This window comes from Pontibacter roseus DSM 17521 (genome assembly GCF_000373265.1).
GTDB classification, from domain to species: domain Bacteria; phylum Bacteroidota; class Bacteroidia; order Cytophagales; family Hymenobacteraceae; genus Pontibacter; species Pontibacter roseus.
In genome coordinates, this window is sequence record NZ_KB890761.1 from 335963 (window position 1) to 350225 (window position 14263).

General features: G+C 53.0%; 13 protein-coding genes. 12 read left to right on the top strand and 1 reads right to left on the bottom strand.

Annotated features, from left to right (window positions below):
* Positions 1-60 precede the first annotated feature (60 nt).
* Entirely contained in the window at positions 61-537 is a 477-nt protein-coding gene (ribH, locus tag B051_RS0101490; protein WP_018476403.1) for a 6,7-dimethyl-8-ribityllumazine synthase, read from the top strand.
* Positions 538-610: 73 nt separating this feature from the next.
* Here the strand turns inward: ribH and B051_RS0101495 are convergent, their stop codons facing one another.
* On the bottom strand, positions 611-1207 hold the full coding sequence (locus tag B051_RS0101495) for a DUF3575 domain-containing protein (protein ID WP_018476404.1): 597 nt from the start codon (positions 1205-1207) through the stop codon (positions 611-613).
* 347 nt (positions 1208-1554) lie between these two features.
* Here B051_RS0101495 and B051_RS0101500 point away from each other — a divergent pair, with 347 nt between their 5' ends.
* The 11 genes from B051_RS0101500 (at position 1555) to recJ (ending at position 14262) form a co-directional block, all read left to right on the top strand.
* Positions 1555-1944 (top strand): TraR/DksA family transcriptional regulator, encoded by a 390-nt coding sequence (locus B051_RS0101500; RefSeq protein ID WP_018476405.1) that lies wholly within the window; start codon positions 1555-1557, stop codon positions 1942-1944.
* A 12-nt stretch (positions 1945-1956) separates the two neighbouring features.
* Positions 1957-2517, top strand: coding sequence for an SMC-Scp complex subunit ScpB (scpB, locus tag B051_RS0101505; protein WP_018476406.1), 561 nt, complete (start codon positions 1957-1959; stop codon positions 2515-2517).
* Positions 2518-2606: 89 nt separating this feature from the next.
* Complete coding sequence (locus tag B051_RS0101510; protein WP_018476407.1) at positions 2607-3965, top strand: pseudouridine synthase; 1359 nt, start codon at positions 2607-2609, stop codon at positions 3963-3965.
* 7 nt (positions 3966-3972) lie between these two features.
* Positions 3973-4692, top strand: a complete 720-nt coding sequence (locus tag B051_RS0101515; RefSeq protein WP_018476408.1) for a type III pantothenate kinase — start codon at positions 3973-3975, stop codon at positions 4690-4692.
* Positions 4685-5977, top strand: a complete 1293-nt coding sequence (locus B051_RS0101520) for an OmpP1/FadL family transporter (protein WP_018476409.1) — start codon at positions 4685-4687, stop codon at positions 5975-5977. Before B051_RS0101515 ends, B051_RS0101520 begins: the two co-directional genes overlap by 8 nt.
* Positions 5978-6110: 133 nt before the next feature.
* A complete protein-coding gene (gene lptC / locus B051_RS0101525; protein WP_018476410.1) occupies positions 6111-6662 on the top strand; it encodes an LPS export ABC transporter periplasmic protein LptC in 552 nt (183 codons plus the stop codon).
* Positions 6662-6832 carry a hypothetical protein gene (locus tag B051_RS22345; protein WP_018476411.1) on the top strand — a complete coding sequence of 57 codons (171 nt, stop codon included), beginning with the start codon at positions 6662-6664 and terminating at the stop codon, positions 6830-6832. Before lptC ends, B051_RS22345 begins: the two co-directional genes overlap by 1 nt.
* Positions 6833-6850: 18 nt before the next feature.
* Positions 6851-8143: a hemolysin family protein gene (locus B051_RS0101535; RefSeq protein WP_018476412.1), complete on the top strand. Its 1293-nt coding sequence runs from the start codon at positions 6851-6853 to the stop codon at positions 8141-8143.
* Positions 8144-8224: 81 nt separating this feature from the next.
* Positions 8225-10336: a peptidylprolyl isomerase gene (locus tag B051_RS0101540; protein WP_018476413.1), complete on the top strand. Its 2112-nt coding sequence runs from the start codon at positions 8225-8227 to the stop codon at positions 10334-10336.
* A gap of 141 nt (positions 10337-10477) precedes the next feature.
* On the top strand, positions 10478-12304 hold the full coding sequence (locus tag B051_RS0101545) for a tetratricopeptide repeat protein (RefSeq protein WP_018476414.1): 1827 nt from the start codon (positions 10478-10480) through the stop codon (positions 12302-12304).
* A 251-nt stretch (positions 12305-12555) separates the two neighbouring features.
* The gene (gene recJ, locus B051_RS0101555; protein ID WP_026236120.1) at positions 12556-14262 is read left to right on the top strand and encodes a single-stranded-DNA-specific exonuclease RecJ; all 1707 of its coding nucleotides are present in this window, start codon (positions 12556-12558) and stop codon (positions 14260-14262) included.
* Position 14263: the final 1 nt, after the last annotated feature.

Below are 14263 nucleotides of genomic sequence, written 5' to 3' on the forward strand. Positions count from 1 at the left end.
GGGCCAGTGCTATACCTGCGGGAGCAACAACCAACAATCTAAACAAGCAACAATCACAAGATGGCTACTTCCCTAAAGAACCTCAACGACTACAAGAAGGACAGCTTCACTGACATTTCAGATAAGAAATTTGGCATTGTAGTGGCCGAGTGGCACAACGAAATCACGGATGTGCTGTGCGCCGGTGCTATAGATACGCTGCTGCAGCACGGGGCCAAGAAGGAGAACATCTTCCGCAACACCGTGCCCGGTAGCTTCGAGCTGACGCTGGGAGCGCAGTTCCTGGCGCTGCAGGAGGAAATCGATGCCGTCATCTGCATCGGGGTGGTTATCAAAGGCGATACCAAGCACGACGACTACATCAACCATGCCGTGGCCAATGGCCTGACCAACGTGTCGCTGAAGTTCAACAAGCCGGTCTCTTTTGGCCTGGTGACCACGAACACACTGGAGCAGGCGCTAGACCGGGCGGGAGGGAAGCACGGCAACAAAGGCGTGGAGGCAGCCGCAGCGGCCATCCATATGCTGAGCTTCTAAAAAAACACAGGCCCCTGCTCTTGACAAGCAGGGGCCTGTGTTTTTAGGTATAGGTATAGGAGGTCAGGAAAGACTAAAAATTGTACCCGATGGTCAGGCCTGGTCGGAGGCCAAAACCGCTGCCGATAATCATGTCGCCGATGATGCCTGTATCAAAGTCTTCCTCCGTACCCGTATTCACTTTCAGGCTGCCGCCATTGTAGCCGGCCCCTAGGAACACATCCAGCGATATGCCGCTGTTAAAAATCCATTGGTTGCCGATGGCCACACCCGCGCCAACCGGGGCATAGGTGGCACTGTAGTCACTTCCCTCTTCATCTTTGTTCTTCACCGTAAGCTTGAAATTCTGGATGCGGCCATAACCGGCCAGGTATGGACCTGCGGGAGCCGTCTTGTTATCGGAGAAATAATACCGCACCTCCGGCGTGAAGCCATAGCCCTTGAACTTCACATCAGAGACAGAAATGCCCGTTGTGAAGGCTCCAAACTGGGCGCTGACCCTATCCGTGACAGCATACTCCAGAAAGCCGGAACCGGTGAGGGCAAAGGGGCTGAGCACGTTCACTTTGATAACGGCGCGCTTCGGCTGTTGCGCCTGAGCGACTGTTTCTTGAAAGGGAACCGCTGCAAATAGGGCAGCGGCAAAGACGGAGAGAAGAAATTTTTTCATGGATGTAACATCTGGTTAAGGCAGCTGCTATGGCCGCATTCAGGCAGCAAGATAGCAACTACCATTCCAGAAAAGATAGGTTCAAAAGGAAAAAGCGCGCCGGAAAATAAAAATTAAAATAAACAAGGTAGGTAGCAAAGAATAAATATAACTGCTATTTTTGCACGAAATTTAGCTGGAATAACATCCTGAACTCTAAGTGGTTCGGTTTTTGGTTAAATAATTTCTGTAATAAACTAAATCAATCCTGATGCTGTTGATACGCACATAACACGGTGTATCATGAGCGGGAATGGTTTTTTAACTAGCAAGTTCAAAAAACTATAACGTAGTTCTAAGATAGCATAATGAATACAAACGAAGAGAAACAGCGGTATTCCAGAGAGGAATTGGCAGAGTTTGAGGCAATCATTGTTGAGAAGCTTACAAATGCGCGTAGGGAAGTGGCGTTCATCAAAGAGACCCTGAGCCGTCGCAACGACTCCGGCACGGATAACACAGCCTCTCCTACGAAGGTATTGGAAGATGGTGCTGACACGGCAGAGAAGGAAAGCCTGAACCAACTGGCTTCCCGCCAGATGAAGTTCATCCAGCAGTTGGAGAACGCCCTTATCCGCATCAAAAACGGCACCTACGGTGTTTGCATCGTGACTGGCAAACTGATACCGAAGGAAAGACTTCGCGCCGTGCCGCACACGCAGCACACAATAGAAGCCAAACTTCAGCGTAACGACTAGTAAACCTATACCTTGAATATACTGCAGAACCACATCCAGGCACTGGTTTTTTGTGCCCAGTCGCCCATCAGCATTGAGGAGATACAGCGCTGCCTTACGGAGGCGCTAGGTATGGAGGTGCTGGTAAGTGACGTGCTGGAGGCCATTGAGGAAATCAATGCGCAGCTGGCAGCGGCTGGTTTTGCTTTCCAGATATACGCTATCGGGGGCGGGTATCAATTTCTGACCAAACCCGAGTATCAGGATACAGTGAGTCTGTACCTGAAGCATAAGTCCAAAAAGAAATTGTCAGCGTCTTCTCTGGAGACGCTGGCAATCATTGCTTACAAGCAGCCGATTACCCGCTCGGCAGTTGAGCAGATACGAGGCGTGGGCTGTGACTACGCCATCCACAAACTGCTGGAGAAAGAACTCATCGAAATAAAAGGCAAGGCCGAGACCATAGGAAGACCCGTGCTGTACGGCACGTCCCAGAAATTCATGGACTACTTCGGCATCAACCACATCAAAGACCTACCCCAGCTAAAGGATTTCGCCTCAGAAGAGAATATGATAGGCGAAGTGGCTGATTAGCGAACCCCCACTGGCTAGATTAGTATATAATTCAATACTTACTGCACACACAGGTACAGTAGCGATACTGCATCATTAATATTTATACAATGGCAAAAGATAACGAAAGACCAGCCCGCGACAACGATAGCGAAGGAGCTGGCAGAAGAGAAACTGGCAGAGATTCATCTGACAGACCTTACAACGACCGCGGAGAGAAAAAAATCTTTAACAGAAGAGATAAGGGCGAAGGAAGAGACGGCGGAGAGCGCCGCTCCTACGGAGACAGAGATAGAAGAGAAGGAGGCGAACGCAAACCCTACGGCGACCGCCGCGAGGGAGGCGAGCGCCGCAGCTTCGGCGGCGACAGAGAGCGCAAGCCCTACAGCGACCGCCGTGAGGGCGAGGACCGTGGCGAGCGCAAACCGTATGGTGACCGCAGAGAGGGCGGAGAACGTCGCTCTTTTGGTGGAGACCGCGAGCGCAAACCGTACGGCGACCGCAGAGAGGGCGGAGAACGTCGCTCTTTTGGTGGAGACCGCGAGCGCAAGCCCTATGGTGACCGTCGTGAAGGTGGAGAGCGCAAAAGCTTCGAACGCAGAGATAACAAATTCAGCAAGGGAGGCGATGAGCGCAAAGGACGTAGCTACGACCGTGACCGCGATGGAGAAAGCAATCCGGAGACGCCGAACTACAACCTGAGCCGCTACAAGGACAACCCACGCATCAAGAAGACCAACCGCAAGGAGGCTGATGAAGATGGAACTATCCGTCTGAACCGTTACATCGCCAATGCTGGCGTATGCTCCCGTCGCGAGGCGGATGAGTTGATTTTAGCAGGTGAAATCAAGGTGAACGGAGAGGTGGTGACAGAAATGGGCTTCAAAGTACAGCCTTCTGACACAGTACAGTATGGTAAAAAGCTGCTGAACCGTGAGAAACTCGTATACGTGCTGCTGAACAAGCCAAAAGACTTCATCACGACAACGGAGGACCCTGAGGGCAGAAAGACCGTGATGAGCCTGGTGGAGAAAGCCTCTAGCGAGCGCATCTTCCCAGTAGGCCGCTTGGACCGCAACACAACCGGACTATTGCTGTTCACCAACGACGGAGAATTGGCCCAGAAGCTGACGCACCCTTCTAACGAAATCAGGAAGATATACCAGGTAGAGCTGGACAAGCCCATCACCAAGGATGACTTCCAAAAAGTGGCAGAAGGTTTGGAACTGGAAGACGGCAAAGCGGAAGTGGACGACGTAGCCATGATTGGCGATTCAAAGAAGTTCCTAGGTATAGAGATACACATCGGCCGTAACCGCATCGTGCGTCGCATTTTCGAGCACTTGGGCTATGAGGTAGTGTCGCTGGACCGCGTACAGTACGCTGGACTGACTAAAAAAGACCTGCCGCGCAGCGAGTGGCGCTACCTGTCTGAGAAAGAGGTAATCCGTCTCAAATACTTCATGTAATCAACCTATGCGAAGCCTCGTCATTGATATAGGTAACACAGGGGTGAAGTATGGCATCTTCGAGGAGGATGCCATCACTGCCCAAGGCTATTTCAAGGAACAGGAGGGGTTGCCGCAAGTGCTGACTTCCCAAACCTTCGACCATGCCATTGTGGCCTCCGTGTCTGGTGAGTTGGAGAGTATAAAAGCAGGGCTGTCAGTGTCCGGAAGCATCCTAGAGCTTTCGGCGCAGACAGCCCTGCCTGTTTCCAACGACTATAAATCACCTGAGACGCTGGGCGCAGATCGTATTGCGGCGGCCGTAGGAGCCCATTACTTCTTCCCGGAGCGCAACTGTCTGGTCATAGACGCCGGTACGGCCATCACCTATGACTTCATCAACGCAGCAGGCCACTATCAGGGAGGAGGTATAGCACCAGGCATCCACATGAAGTTTAAGGCCCTGCATACTTTTACAGGCCGCCTGCCGTTAGTACAGGAAATCAAAGCAGAATTCCCCCTAATTGGCCAGACTACGCAGGAGTCACTGGAGAGTGGCGTTTTGGCAGGCACCCTAGCCGAAGTGGAAGGTATAATCCGGGCCTACAGGCGAAAAACAGAGCGCCTGTTGGTTATACTTTGCGGAGGAGATGCAGGATTTTTTGAAAGTACGCTAAAAGACCCCATCTTTGTGATTCCTGAATTGGTCCTGATTGGACTCCATAGAATATTGAAGCATAATGTATAAAACGCTACGTTTACTTATTTGCGCATCTGTACTGTGCCTGGCACAGGCTGTGCAGGCGCAAAGCATTGGTAACTCGCCTTACTCCCGCTATGGTCTGGGAGAGCTCAACACCAACCTCGGCAACATCCGCACAGCGGGTATGGGGGGGCTGGGTGTGAGTGCAGGCAGTAGCTTCCACCCCAACACAGCCAACCCGGCCTTGCTCTACTACAACAGCATCACGACTTTCGATGTAGGGGTGGCGGGCCAGTACAAGACCATCAAGAACAGCAACCAATCGCAGCGTGATGGCGATGCCAACCTGAGCAACCTAACATTGGCTGTGCCTATCTCAAAGCGCTGGAGCTCTGCCCTTAGCCTGAGGCCATACAGCACCGTGGACTACCAAATCAGCAGTGTGCAGTCGTTGCCAGGCAGACAGGAAGCCGTCATCGTCAACGAATATAAAGGAGAGGGCGGCATTTCTGAGCTCAACTTCGGTCACGGGTTCCGGATTACGAACGGACTGACGGTAGGAGCCAGTGCATCCTACCTGTTTGGTACCATCATTCAGGAGTCTTCTTCGGTGGTGGCTGACACGACCGTGAGCGACATGAACCTGCAGCGTGTTGTATACAGCGAGCGCACCCGCTACAGCGACCTGCTCTTCAGAGCCGGGGCGAACTATCGCAAAAAGGTGACCGAGAAAGGCTACCTGAGCGCAGGCGTAGTCTACGACCTTAGCGCCGACTTGGGTGCCAAGCGTAAGACGGCCTATGAGCGCCGCACACTCTCCGATGGTTCGTTGGGCGCACCGTTGCTGCCAGATAGTGTGGAAGGGTCTGTGAACGTGCCGGCAAGCCTGCGGGCGGGCCTGAGCTACGACAACGGCAGCAACCTGACCATCGGGGCAGAGCTCTTCACCCAGGACTGGTCCTCCTATGAAAACTTGGATGGGGAAAGAGAACTCGGCAACAGCTACAAAGTAGCACTGGGAGCTGAATACACGCCCAATGCCAATGCCATTGACAGCTATTTCGAGCGCATCACTTACCGGGGCGGCCTTAACTATGGCAAAACGCCCTATACCATCAACGGCACCGAAATAAAAGACATGGCCGTTACAGGTGGTTTGACCTTCCCCATCGGACGCGGCTCCTTCTATGAGTTGTACCAACTGAACACCGCTTTCGCCTATGGCCGCCGCGGCACCACAGACAATGGGCTGATTGCAGAGAACTACTTCCAATTCAGTGTGGGAGTGACCATCAACAGCCGCTGGTTCATAAAACGCCGCATAGAGTAAACCAATCCGACATAAAAAGCATTATGTAAAAAAGACCGTTCATGTAACGGTCTTTTTTACATAAAGTGGTACAGGCAAGGTGTTTGCTTTATAGAAGTGCCACATGACAATTTTTTACTAACTTCACTCTGAAATGTGTAACAGAGGTATACCGAAAACTTTTTTCTTCCTCCTCATAGCGGCCGTAGGCTTCTTGGCCACCGGGTGCGGAAGAGATTTGAAAGACCCTGACAAAGAGGAAAAACACATTGGCCCGTTCAGGCAGACAGAGAACGTGCTGACGCTGTACAGCGACTCTGCCAAGGTGCTCATCAAGCTGCAGGCGCCGGTGCAGGAGGATTATGAAAACGGCGACATGGTTTTCCCGAAGGGCATCAACGTGGAGTTCTACGAGCAGGGAGGGGCCGTTACTTCCACGCTGCGGGCCAACTACGGCAAGCAGGAGCGCAACAAAGACATATACCTGGTGCGGGGGAACGTGGTGGTGCACAACCTGGTGAAGCAGGAGAAGCTGGAGACAGAAGAACTCTACTGGAACAAGAACAAAGCGCAAATATATACCGATAAGTTCGTGAAGATAACGACGCCGGAGGAGATACTGATGGGCCACGGCTTGCAGGCCAACCAAGATTTCTCTAACTACAAAATCAGAAAAGTGACGGGCGTATTCAGCCTACAGGAATAATGAACCCAAAACTGGTCAACTCCATACTATTAGCATTGGCTTTTGTGGCCATGGTCATCGGCATACACAGAAGCATAGAAGAATCCGACATAGGGCGCAACTACTGGATTTTCATGATAGGCATCATGCTATACCTGGTGTATAACTATCGGAAAAGGAAGAGCGCCTGAACTCGTCTGTAACATAACATGATAGACCCCAGTCAGATACTTTTGCTGTTCATCGCGCTGCTGAGCTGTGCCTTCTTTTCAGGTATAGAGATAGCCTTCATGGCCGCTAACAGGCTTCAGATAGAGCTGGACGAAAAAAACAATGTGCTGTCTGGCCGCATCCTCACGCACCTGCTGCAGCACCCTTCCCGCCTGATGGGCACCGCGCTCGTTGGCTATACCATCTCCCTGGTCTTGTATGGCTTTGTGATAGCAGGCCTGCTGCACAGCCTGCTGCGGTTCTTCCTGCCCGATACGCTGCAGCTTGCCCCGCTCATCCTGGTGCTGCAGGTGCTGGCCGCCTCCATTGTCGTGTTGCTGACGGCGGAGTTCCTGCCCCGCAGTCTCTTTGCCATCAACCCGAACCGTATGCTGCATATCCTAGCAGTTCCCGTTCTGGTGCTCCACTACCTGCTGTCGCCGGTGGTATACCTGCTGGTGGGCGTGAGCAAGTGGGTAGCCGAGCGGGTGCTGAAAATCGAGTTCCCTGACGATAAGCCCATATTTGGCTTCACGGATTTGAACGCTTATATCAAAAACCGGCTCTACCACCCGGTGGAGGAGGGCGCGCCGGAGGTGAACCAGGAGATATTCCACAACGCGCTGGAATTCAAGAAAGTACGGGTGAAGGAGTGTATGGTGCCCCGCACCGAAGTGGAGGCCGTGGAGGTGAACGAGCCGGTAGAGGCACTGCGCGACGCCTTCATCAAGACGGGTCATTCCAAGATACTCGTCTACCAGGACAGCATTGACAACATCATCGGCTACTGCCACCAATTGGCTATGTTCCAGCAGCCCAAGCAAATAGCCGAAATACTGGCGCCGGTAAGCCTGGTGCCGGAGAGCATGCTGGCCAGCGAGCTGTTTTTGCGTTTCGGCACCGAGCACCGCACTGTGGCCGTGGTGGTGGACGAGTTTGGAGGCACGTCCGGCATCGTGACGGTAGAGGACGTGATAGAGGAGATTTTCGGGGAGATAGAGGACGAGTACGACTACGACGCGCTGCTGGAGCAGGTGTTCCCTGAGAAGCAGCTATACCTGTTCAGTGCCCGCCACGAGATAGACTACCTCAACTCCAAATACAGCCTTGAGCTGCCCGAGGGCGACTACGAGACCCTGGGCGGCCTGATATTCTCAGTGCTGGGCGAGATACCAAAGGCGGGCGACGTGGTGAAGCTGCCGCCGCTGACCATCACCATCCTGTCCATGGACGAGAACCGGGTGAATGCGGTGAAGCTGGTGAAAGACACAGACTTCCAGGCAGATGCCTGATTTGAAACAGTTGCACACAAAATTTTGAATTTTTGCACGATTAACCTTATTTTGCACATCCTTTATTAAGTTGTATAACAAATGGCATTAATTAACAAGATTAGAGAAAAGTCGGGTTGGGCTATCGGCGCCATCGCCATAGGGCTTGGCATATTTGTGGTAGGTGGCGACCTGTTGGGGCCAAACTCCAGACTTTTGGGTAACGATGCAGCCACTGTAGGTGAGATTGCTGGCGAGAAGATTGATTTCCAGCGTTTTGACCAGGTGTTCCAGCAGATAAAAGCCAATTACGAAGGCCAGATAGGCCGTGCAGCCACCGAAAGCGAGCTGGCTATGATTCGTGAGCAGGCTTGGAACCAGCTAATCTTCCAAATAGCCTTACAGAAAGAATACGACCGCCTTGGCATTGAGGTGACAGAAGAAGAACTGGCTGACATGGTACAGGGTAACAACATCCACCCATCTGTGCAGCAGGCTTTCACCAATCCGCAGACTGGTCAGTTTGACCGCGCCCAAGTGTTGCAGTACCTGCAGAACCTAGACCAGATGGGCCCTGAGGCTCGCCCAATGTGGGTGAACTTCGAGCAGAGCATCCTGTCTGACCGCATCCAGTCCAAGTTCAGCAACCTGCTCAGCAAGTCGGTATACGTGACCACGGCTGAGGCCAAAAACCATTTCGAGGCGCAGAATACCACTGCCAGCCTGAAAGTATTGTATGTTCCTTACTTCTCTATAGCAGACTCAGCGGTTAAGGTGACGGATGCCCAGCTGAAGGACTACTATGAGCGCAACAAAGACCTGTATAAAGTAGAGGAAGGCCGTTCTGTAGAGTTTGTGACCATACCTGTGGCCGCTTCTACCGAAGACAGAGACTACGTCCAAAACGAGATAACCACACTTACTGAGCAGTTCAAGGCCACCACCAACGACTCTGCTTTCGTGAACACCAACTCGGATGTTCCTTACGACAATGCCTACCTGCACGCAGGTGAGTTGCCAGAGCAGCTGCGCAGCAACCTGCCGCTGGAGCAAGGCAAGGTATACGGCCCGTTCACGCAGGACGAGACATACACCATTTACAAAGTGGTAGATGTGCGAGATGGTAGCGCTAACACGGTAAGAGCCAGCCACATCCTGATTAAACCTGAGAACGACTCCCCAGAGGCGAAAGCCGCTGCGCTGGCCAAAGCGAAAGACGTGCTGGCTCAGATTCAGAAAGGTGCTGACTTCGCTGCCATGGCGGCACAGCACGGAACAGACGGTACTGCCTCCGTAGGTGGCGACCTGGGTTACTTCACCGAAGGCCGCATGGTACCAGCTTTTGAGAAAGCCGTTTTCGGTGCCACTGCTGAAGGGCTGCTGCCAGCACCGGTTGAGACAGAGTATGGCTACCACATCATCAAAGTGACTGCTCCAAAGTCCAAGCGTACCTACAAATTAGCTACCGTACAGCGCTCTATCGAAGCGAGCGAGACCACACGCGACTTGGCTTACTCCGTAGCTGATGAACTGGCAGGCACCAGTGAGAACCTGGAAGACTTCAGAGCAAACGTGGCTAAAAACGAATCGCTTGTAAAGGAGGAGGCCTCAAACATAGGCAAGAACAACATCCTGGTGGGTAACTTGAACGACGCCCGTGAACTGGTTCGCTGGACTTATGCCAAAGACACAAAAGTAGGCGACGTTTCCCCGGTATTTGAAATCAACGACCAGTACGTAGTGGCCGTCCTGACAGGCAAGCGTGAGAAAGGCTATGCCAAGGTAGAGGACGTGAAGGAGGAGCTGACAGCTGCCGTTCGCAACGAAGTGAAAGCCAAGCAGATTATCGAGAAGCTACAGGGCGGCAAAGGCTCTTTGGATGAGATAGCAGCTAATTACGGCCCAGACGCGATGGTAAGAACGGCTGATGACGTGAACTTCGCCTCGGGTGCTATACCTGGCTTGGGCTTGGAGCCAGTAGCTATTGGCAAGGCGTTCGGTCTGAAACAAGGTGGCCGTACCGCTCCTTTCGAAGGCCAAGGCGGTGTGGTGATGGTGGAACTGGTGCAGAAAACCCCAGCTCCTGAGGCACAAGACCTGTCTGGCGTAAAGGCGCAACTGGTAAATACCCGTGCATCCCGTATCGAGACAAACGCTTTTGAAGCGATAAAAGAGAAAGCAGACATCAAGGACAATCGCGTAAGGTTCTTCTAAGACCGCTCTGCAACATCACAGGAAAGGCTGCCCCACCACAGGCAGCCTTTTTCTTTGGTGGGTCATAAAAAAATATTGGCTATCTTCATTTTCAGGAGAAACCCTAAAATCAAATTGGTTCTAATCACGTTGTTATAGGTGATGCACATACCTGCCAAATTCCTACACACGCTGTTTCTGATGCTGGTTCTTCTGCTGGCCGTTCCCGCTGCCATGGCGCAGAACCAGGAGCTGGCATTGGCGCGCGAGTACTTCAGCAAAGGAGAGTACCAGAAGGCCGAGGCCATTTATGGCAAATTGATAGATGACCCACGTCTGTTCAACGCGGTCTACCCGGACTACCTCAAGACGCTACTGGCACAGAACAACTTCAAGGAGGCGGAGAAACTGGTCAAGAAAACCATAAAACGGCAGCCGGGACAAATCAACTATTCCGTGGACCTGGGTATAGTTTACCAGGCGGCAGGCGACAAAGCAGCGGCAGAGAAGCACTATGACAAACTCATCTCGCAGCTGGCGGCAGAGGACGTGATAGTGGCCTCCAGCGCCTTCATCCAGCACGAGTTGTACGATTACGCCGAGAAAGCATACCTGCGGGGACGTGAATTGAGCAAAAACCCATACGAACACAACCGCTCGCTGATTGCCCTCTATACCTACAGGCGGAAGCATGAGGATTTGATAAAAGAGGCGTTGAACCTGCTGCAGGAGAATGAGCAGGAGCTGGTATACGTGCAGAACATGCTGCAGAACAGCCTGCAGGAAGAAGAGACGCAGGATGCACTGGAAAAGGAACTGATTATGCGGGTGCAGCAGAACCCCGACCTGCTCGCCTATAATGAGCTGCTGATATGGCTATACATCCAGCGCAGGGACTTTTATAGCGCCTTGTTGCAGGCACGCTCTGTGGACAAGCGCACGCGCAGCGGCGGCACGCGTGTGATGGAGCTAGGTGCCATCAGTGCCAACAACCAGGACTACCAGGGAGCTATTGAAGCATTCGAATACATCATCAAGGAATATCCCGGAGGGCCGTACTACCTGGTGGCGCGGCAGCGGCTGATTAATGCCCGTGAGGAGCAGGTAGAGAATACCTATCCCGTCGATTTAGAAAAGATTCGGATGCTGATTACTGATTACGAGGCGCTGCTGTCGGAGGTGGGCCGAAACGTGCAGACCGTGGAGGTGCTGCAGCACATGGCGAACCTCTATGCCTTCCACCTGGACGACAAGAACAAGGCCATCGAGCTGCTGCAGGAGGCCATCGGCATGCCGCGCGCCAACCCTGATTTTGTGGCAGAGAGCAAACTTATCTTGGGTGATATCTACCTGCTGAAAGGGGAACCGTGGGAATCTACGCTGCTGTACTCACAAGTAGAGAAATCACACAAGGAAACCACCATTGGGCACGAGGCGAAGCTGCGCAATGCGCGGCTCAACTACTACAAAGGCGACTTTGAACTGGCACAGGCGCATTTGGATATCCTCAAGCTGGCTACAAGCCGCGAGATAGCCAACGATGCCATGGACCTGAGCCTGCTCATCACCGACAACACCGGCCTGGACACCTCCACCACGGCTATGGAAGAATATGCCGCCATCGAACTCCTCATCTTCCAGAACAAAATGCAGGAGGCGCAGGCAAAGCTGGATGGCATGCTACAGGCGTACCCCGGCCACAGCCTCACCGATGAAATCTATTTCCAGAAGGCGGCCATACATGAGCGTGCCGGTGAGTTCGACAAAGCCGTAGCCCACCTGCAGCAGGTGGTGAACGCCCCGCCTGATATCCTAAGTGATGACGCTTTGTACAAGATGGCCTTCATCTATGAAGAGAACCTGAAAGACACGCAGAAGGCCCAACAACTCTACAATGATTTTCTGGTGAAGCACAAAGGCAGCATCTACGTAGCGGAGGCAAGGAAGCGCTTCCGGAAGTTGCGCGGCGATGCGCCTCCAGCTAACTGAGGAGCCGTGGGTTAGGAGAAAAAGATAAAGAGTATCAGCAGGAAGACAATGAAGAAGCCATACATTATCAAATCCAGCGAGTAGTTTTTATACTTCTCAAAAGTTTCTCTGAATCGTTTCATGGGCTGAAGTGTTATGCTGCTGCAAAAGTACAAAAAAACAGGGAAAGGGAGTGGGCATTGTGCTATACCTGCCCCAAAATCCTGCATAATTGACTACCTTTGCAGTCGGTTTTATTTGTGAAGCAGCATATGGTGAAAAGGTGGGTATACAACAAAGAGGCAGCGCCGGGAGTGGTAAACAACCTGGCGGATTCGCTCAAGATAAGCCCTACGCTGGCTAGCATTCTCTGCCAACGCTCCATCTGCACCTTCGAGGAGGCCAAGGCCTTCTTCCGCCCCAGCCTGCTCGACCTACACGACCCTTTCCTGATGAAGGACATGGACCGCGCCGTCAACCGGCTGGCGGAGGCCCTGCATGGCGCTGAAAAGATACTAGTGTATGGTGATTACGACGTGGATGGCACCACCTCTGTGGCCCTCATGTACAGCTTCCTGCGCCAGTACACTCACCAGATAGAATACTACATCCCGGACAGGTATAAGGAAGGGTATGGCGTCTCCACGCAAGGTATAGACTATGCGGCCGAGCATGGTTTTAAACTCATCATCAGCCTCGACTGTGGTATCAAATCTGCCGACAAGGTGGCTTATGCGTCCAGCCTAGGTATAGACTTCATCATCTGCGACCACCACTTACCAGACGAGGACGTGCCGCAGGCGGTGGCCGTGCTCGACCCCAAGCGGGTGGACTGCCCATACCCTTACAAAGAACTCTCCGGCTGTGGTGTAGGCTTCAAACTGGTGCAGGCGTTCTGTCTGCAGCAAGGTATACCGCAGGAGGAGGCCTACAAGCTGCTGGACCTGCTGGTGGTAAGTATAGCCGCCGACATTGTGCCCATCACAGGTGAGAACCGCATACTGGCACACTTTGGCCTCAAGCTCATCAACGGGCCGGAACCGACGCGGCCGGGACTGGCGGCGCTGCAGGAACTGGCAGGTATAACCACCGAGATGGACATCACGAGCATCGTCTTCGGCTTTGCTCCCCGCATCAACGCGGCGGGTCGTATGGGCGATGCCAAGCGTTCGGTGAGCATGCTGCTGGCCCAGACCAAGGAAGAAGCCTTCCGGATGGCCGACATCATCAACGAGTCCAATAAAGAACGCCGCGATAAAGACTCCAACATCACCAAGGAGGCGCTGCAGATGATTGCTGAGGATGAGTTTCTGAAAAATGCGAGCTCCACGGTGCTTTACAAAGAGAACTGGCACAAAGGCGTGATTGGCATCGTGGCATCGCGCTGCATCGAGAAGTACTATCGGCCCACTATCATCCTGACGCAGTCCAACGGCAAAGCCTCCGGCTCGGCCCGTTCTGTGCATGGCTTCAACGTGCACGATGCCATTGAGAGTTGCTCCGACCTGCTCGACCAGTTTGGTGGACACATGTATGCAGCCGGATTGACGCTGCCCGTAGAGAACGTGCCGGCTTTCAGACAGCGCTTCGAGGAGGTGGTGGCCAACACCATCACCGAAGACCAGAAAATCCCACAAATAGAAGTGGATGGGCGCATCAGCCTCAACCAAATCACCCGCAACTTCTACAACATCGTGCGGCAAATGGAGCCGTTCGGCCCAGGCAACATGAAACCCGTGTTTGTATCCGAGTTGGTGTATGATACGGGGGCGGTGCGTGTGGTTGGCGACAGCCACCTGAAGCTGCGCCTCACGCAGGATGGCTACTACGACATCGACGCCATCGGCTTCGGGCTGGGCGACTACTTCCGGTATATCTCCAAAGGCATACCGTTTGACGTGTGCTATACCATAGAGGAGAACGAATACCGGGGCAACGTGACGCTGCAGCTGCGCATCAAAGACATCCGCATGAAATAAC

Bases quoted from the DNA above. Each gene is read 5' to 3' on its own strand.
- B051_RS0101510 (WP_018476407.1), top strand. From the start codon at position 2,607: ATGGCAAAAGATAACGAAAGACCAGCCCGCGACAACGATAGCGAAGGA.
- lptC (WP_018476410.1), top strand. From the start codon at position 6,111: ATGTGTAACAGAGGTATACCGAAAACTTTTTTCTTCCTCCTCATAGCG.
- B051_RS0101515 (WP_018476408.1), top strand. From the start codon at position 3,973: ATGCGAAGCCTCGTCATTGATATAGGTAACACAGGGGTGAAGTATGGC.
- B051_RS0101545 (WP_018476414.1), top strand. From the start codon at position 10,478: ATGCACATACCTGCCAAATTCCTACACACGCTGTTTCTGATGCTGGTT.
- recJ (WP_026236120.1), top strand. From the start codon at position 12,556: ATGGTGAAAAGGTGGGTATACAACAAAGAGGCAGCGCCGGGAGTGGTA.
- B051_RS0101500 (WP_018476405.1), top strand. From the start codon at position 1,555: ATGAATACAAACGAAGAGAAACAGCGGTATTCCAGAGAGGAATTGGCA.
- B051_RS0101540 (WP_018476413.1), top strand. From the start codon at position 8,225: ATGGCATTAATTAACAAGATTAGAGAAAAGTCGGGTTGGGCTATCGGC.
- B051_RS0101520 (WP_018476409.1), top strand. From the start codon at position 4,685: ATGTATAAAACGCTACGTTTACTTATTTGCGCATCTGTACTGTGCCTG.
- B051_RS0101535 (WP_018476412.1), top strand. From the start codon at position 6,851: ATGATAGACCCCAGTCAGATACTTTTGCTGTTCATCGCGCTGCTGAGC.
- B051_RS0101495 (WP_018476404.1), bottom strand. From the start codon at position 1,207: ATGAAAAAATTTCTTCTCTCCGTCTTTGCCGCTGCCCTATTTGCAGCG.
- ribH (WP_018476403.1), top strand. From the start codon at position 61: ATGGCTACTTCCCTAAAGAACCTCAACGACTACAAGAAGGACAGCTTC.
- B051_RS22345 (WP_018476411.1), top strand. From the start codon at position 6,662: ATGAACCCAAAACTGGTCAACTCCATACTATTAGCATTGGCTTTTGTG.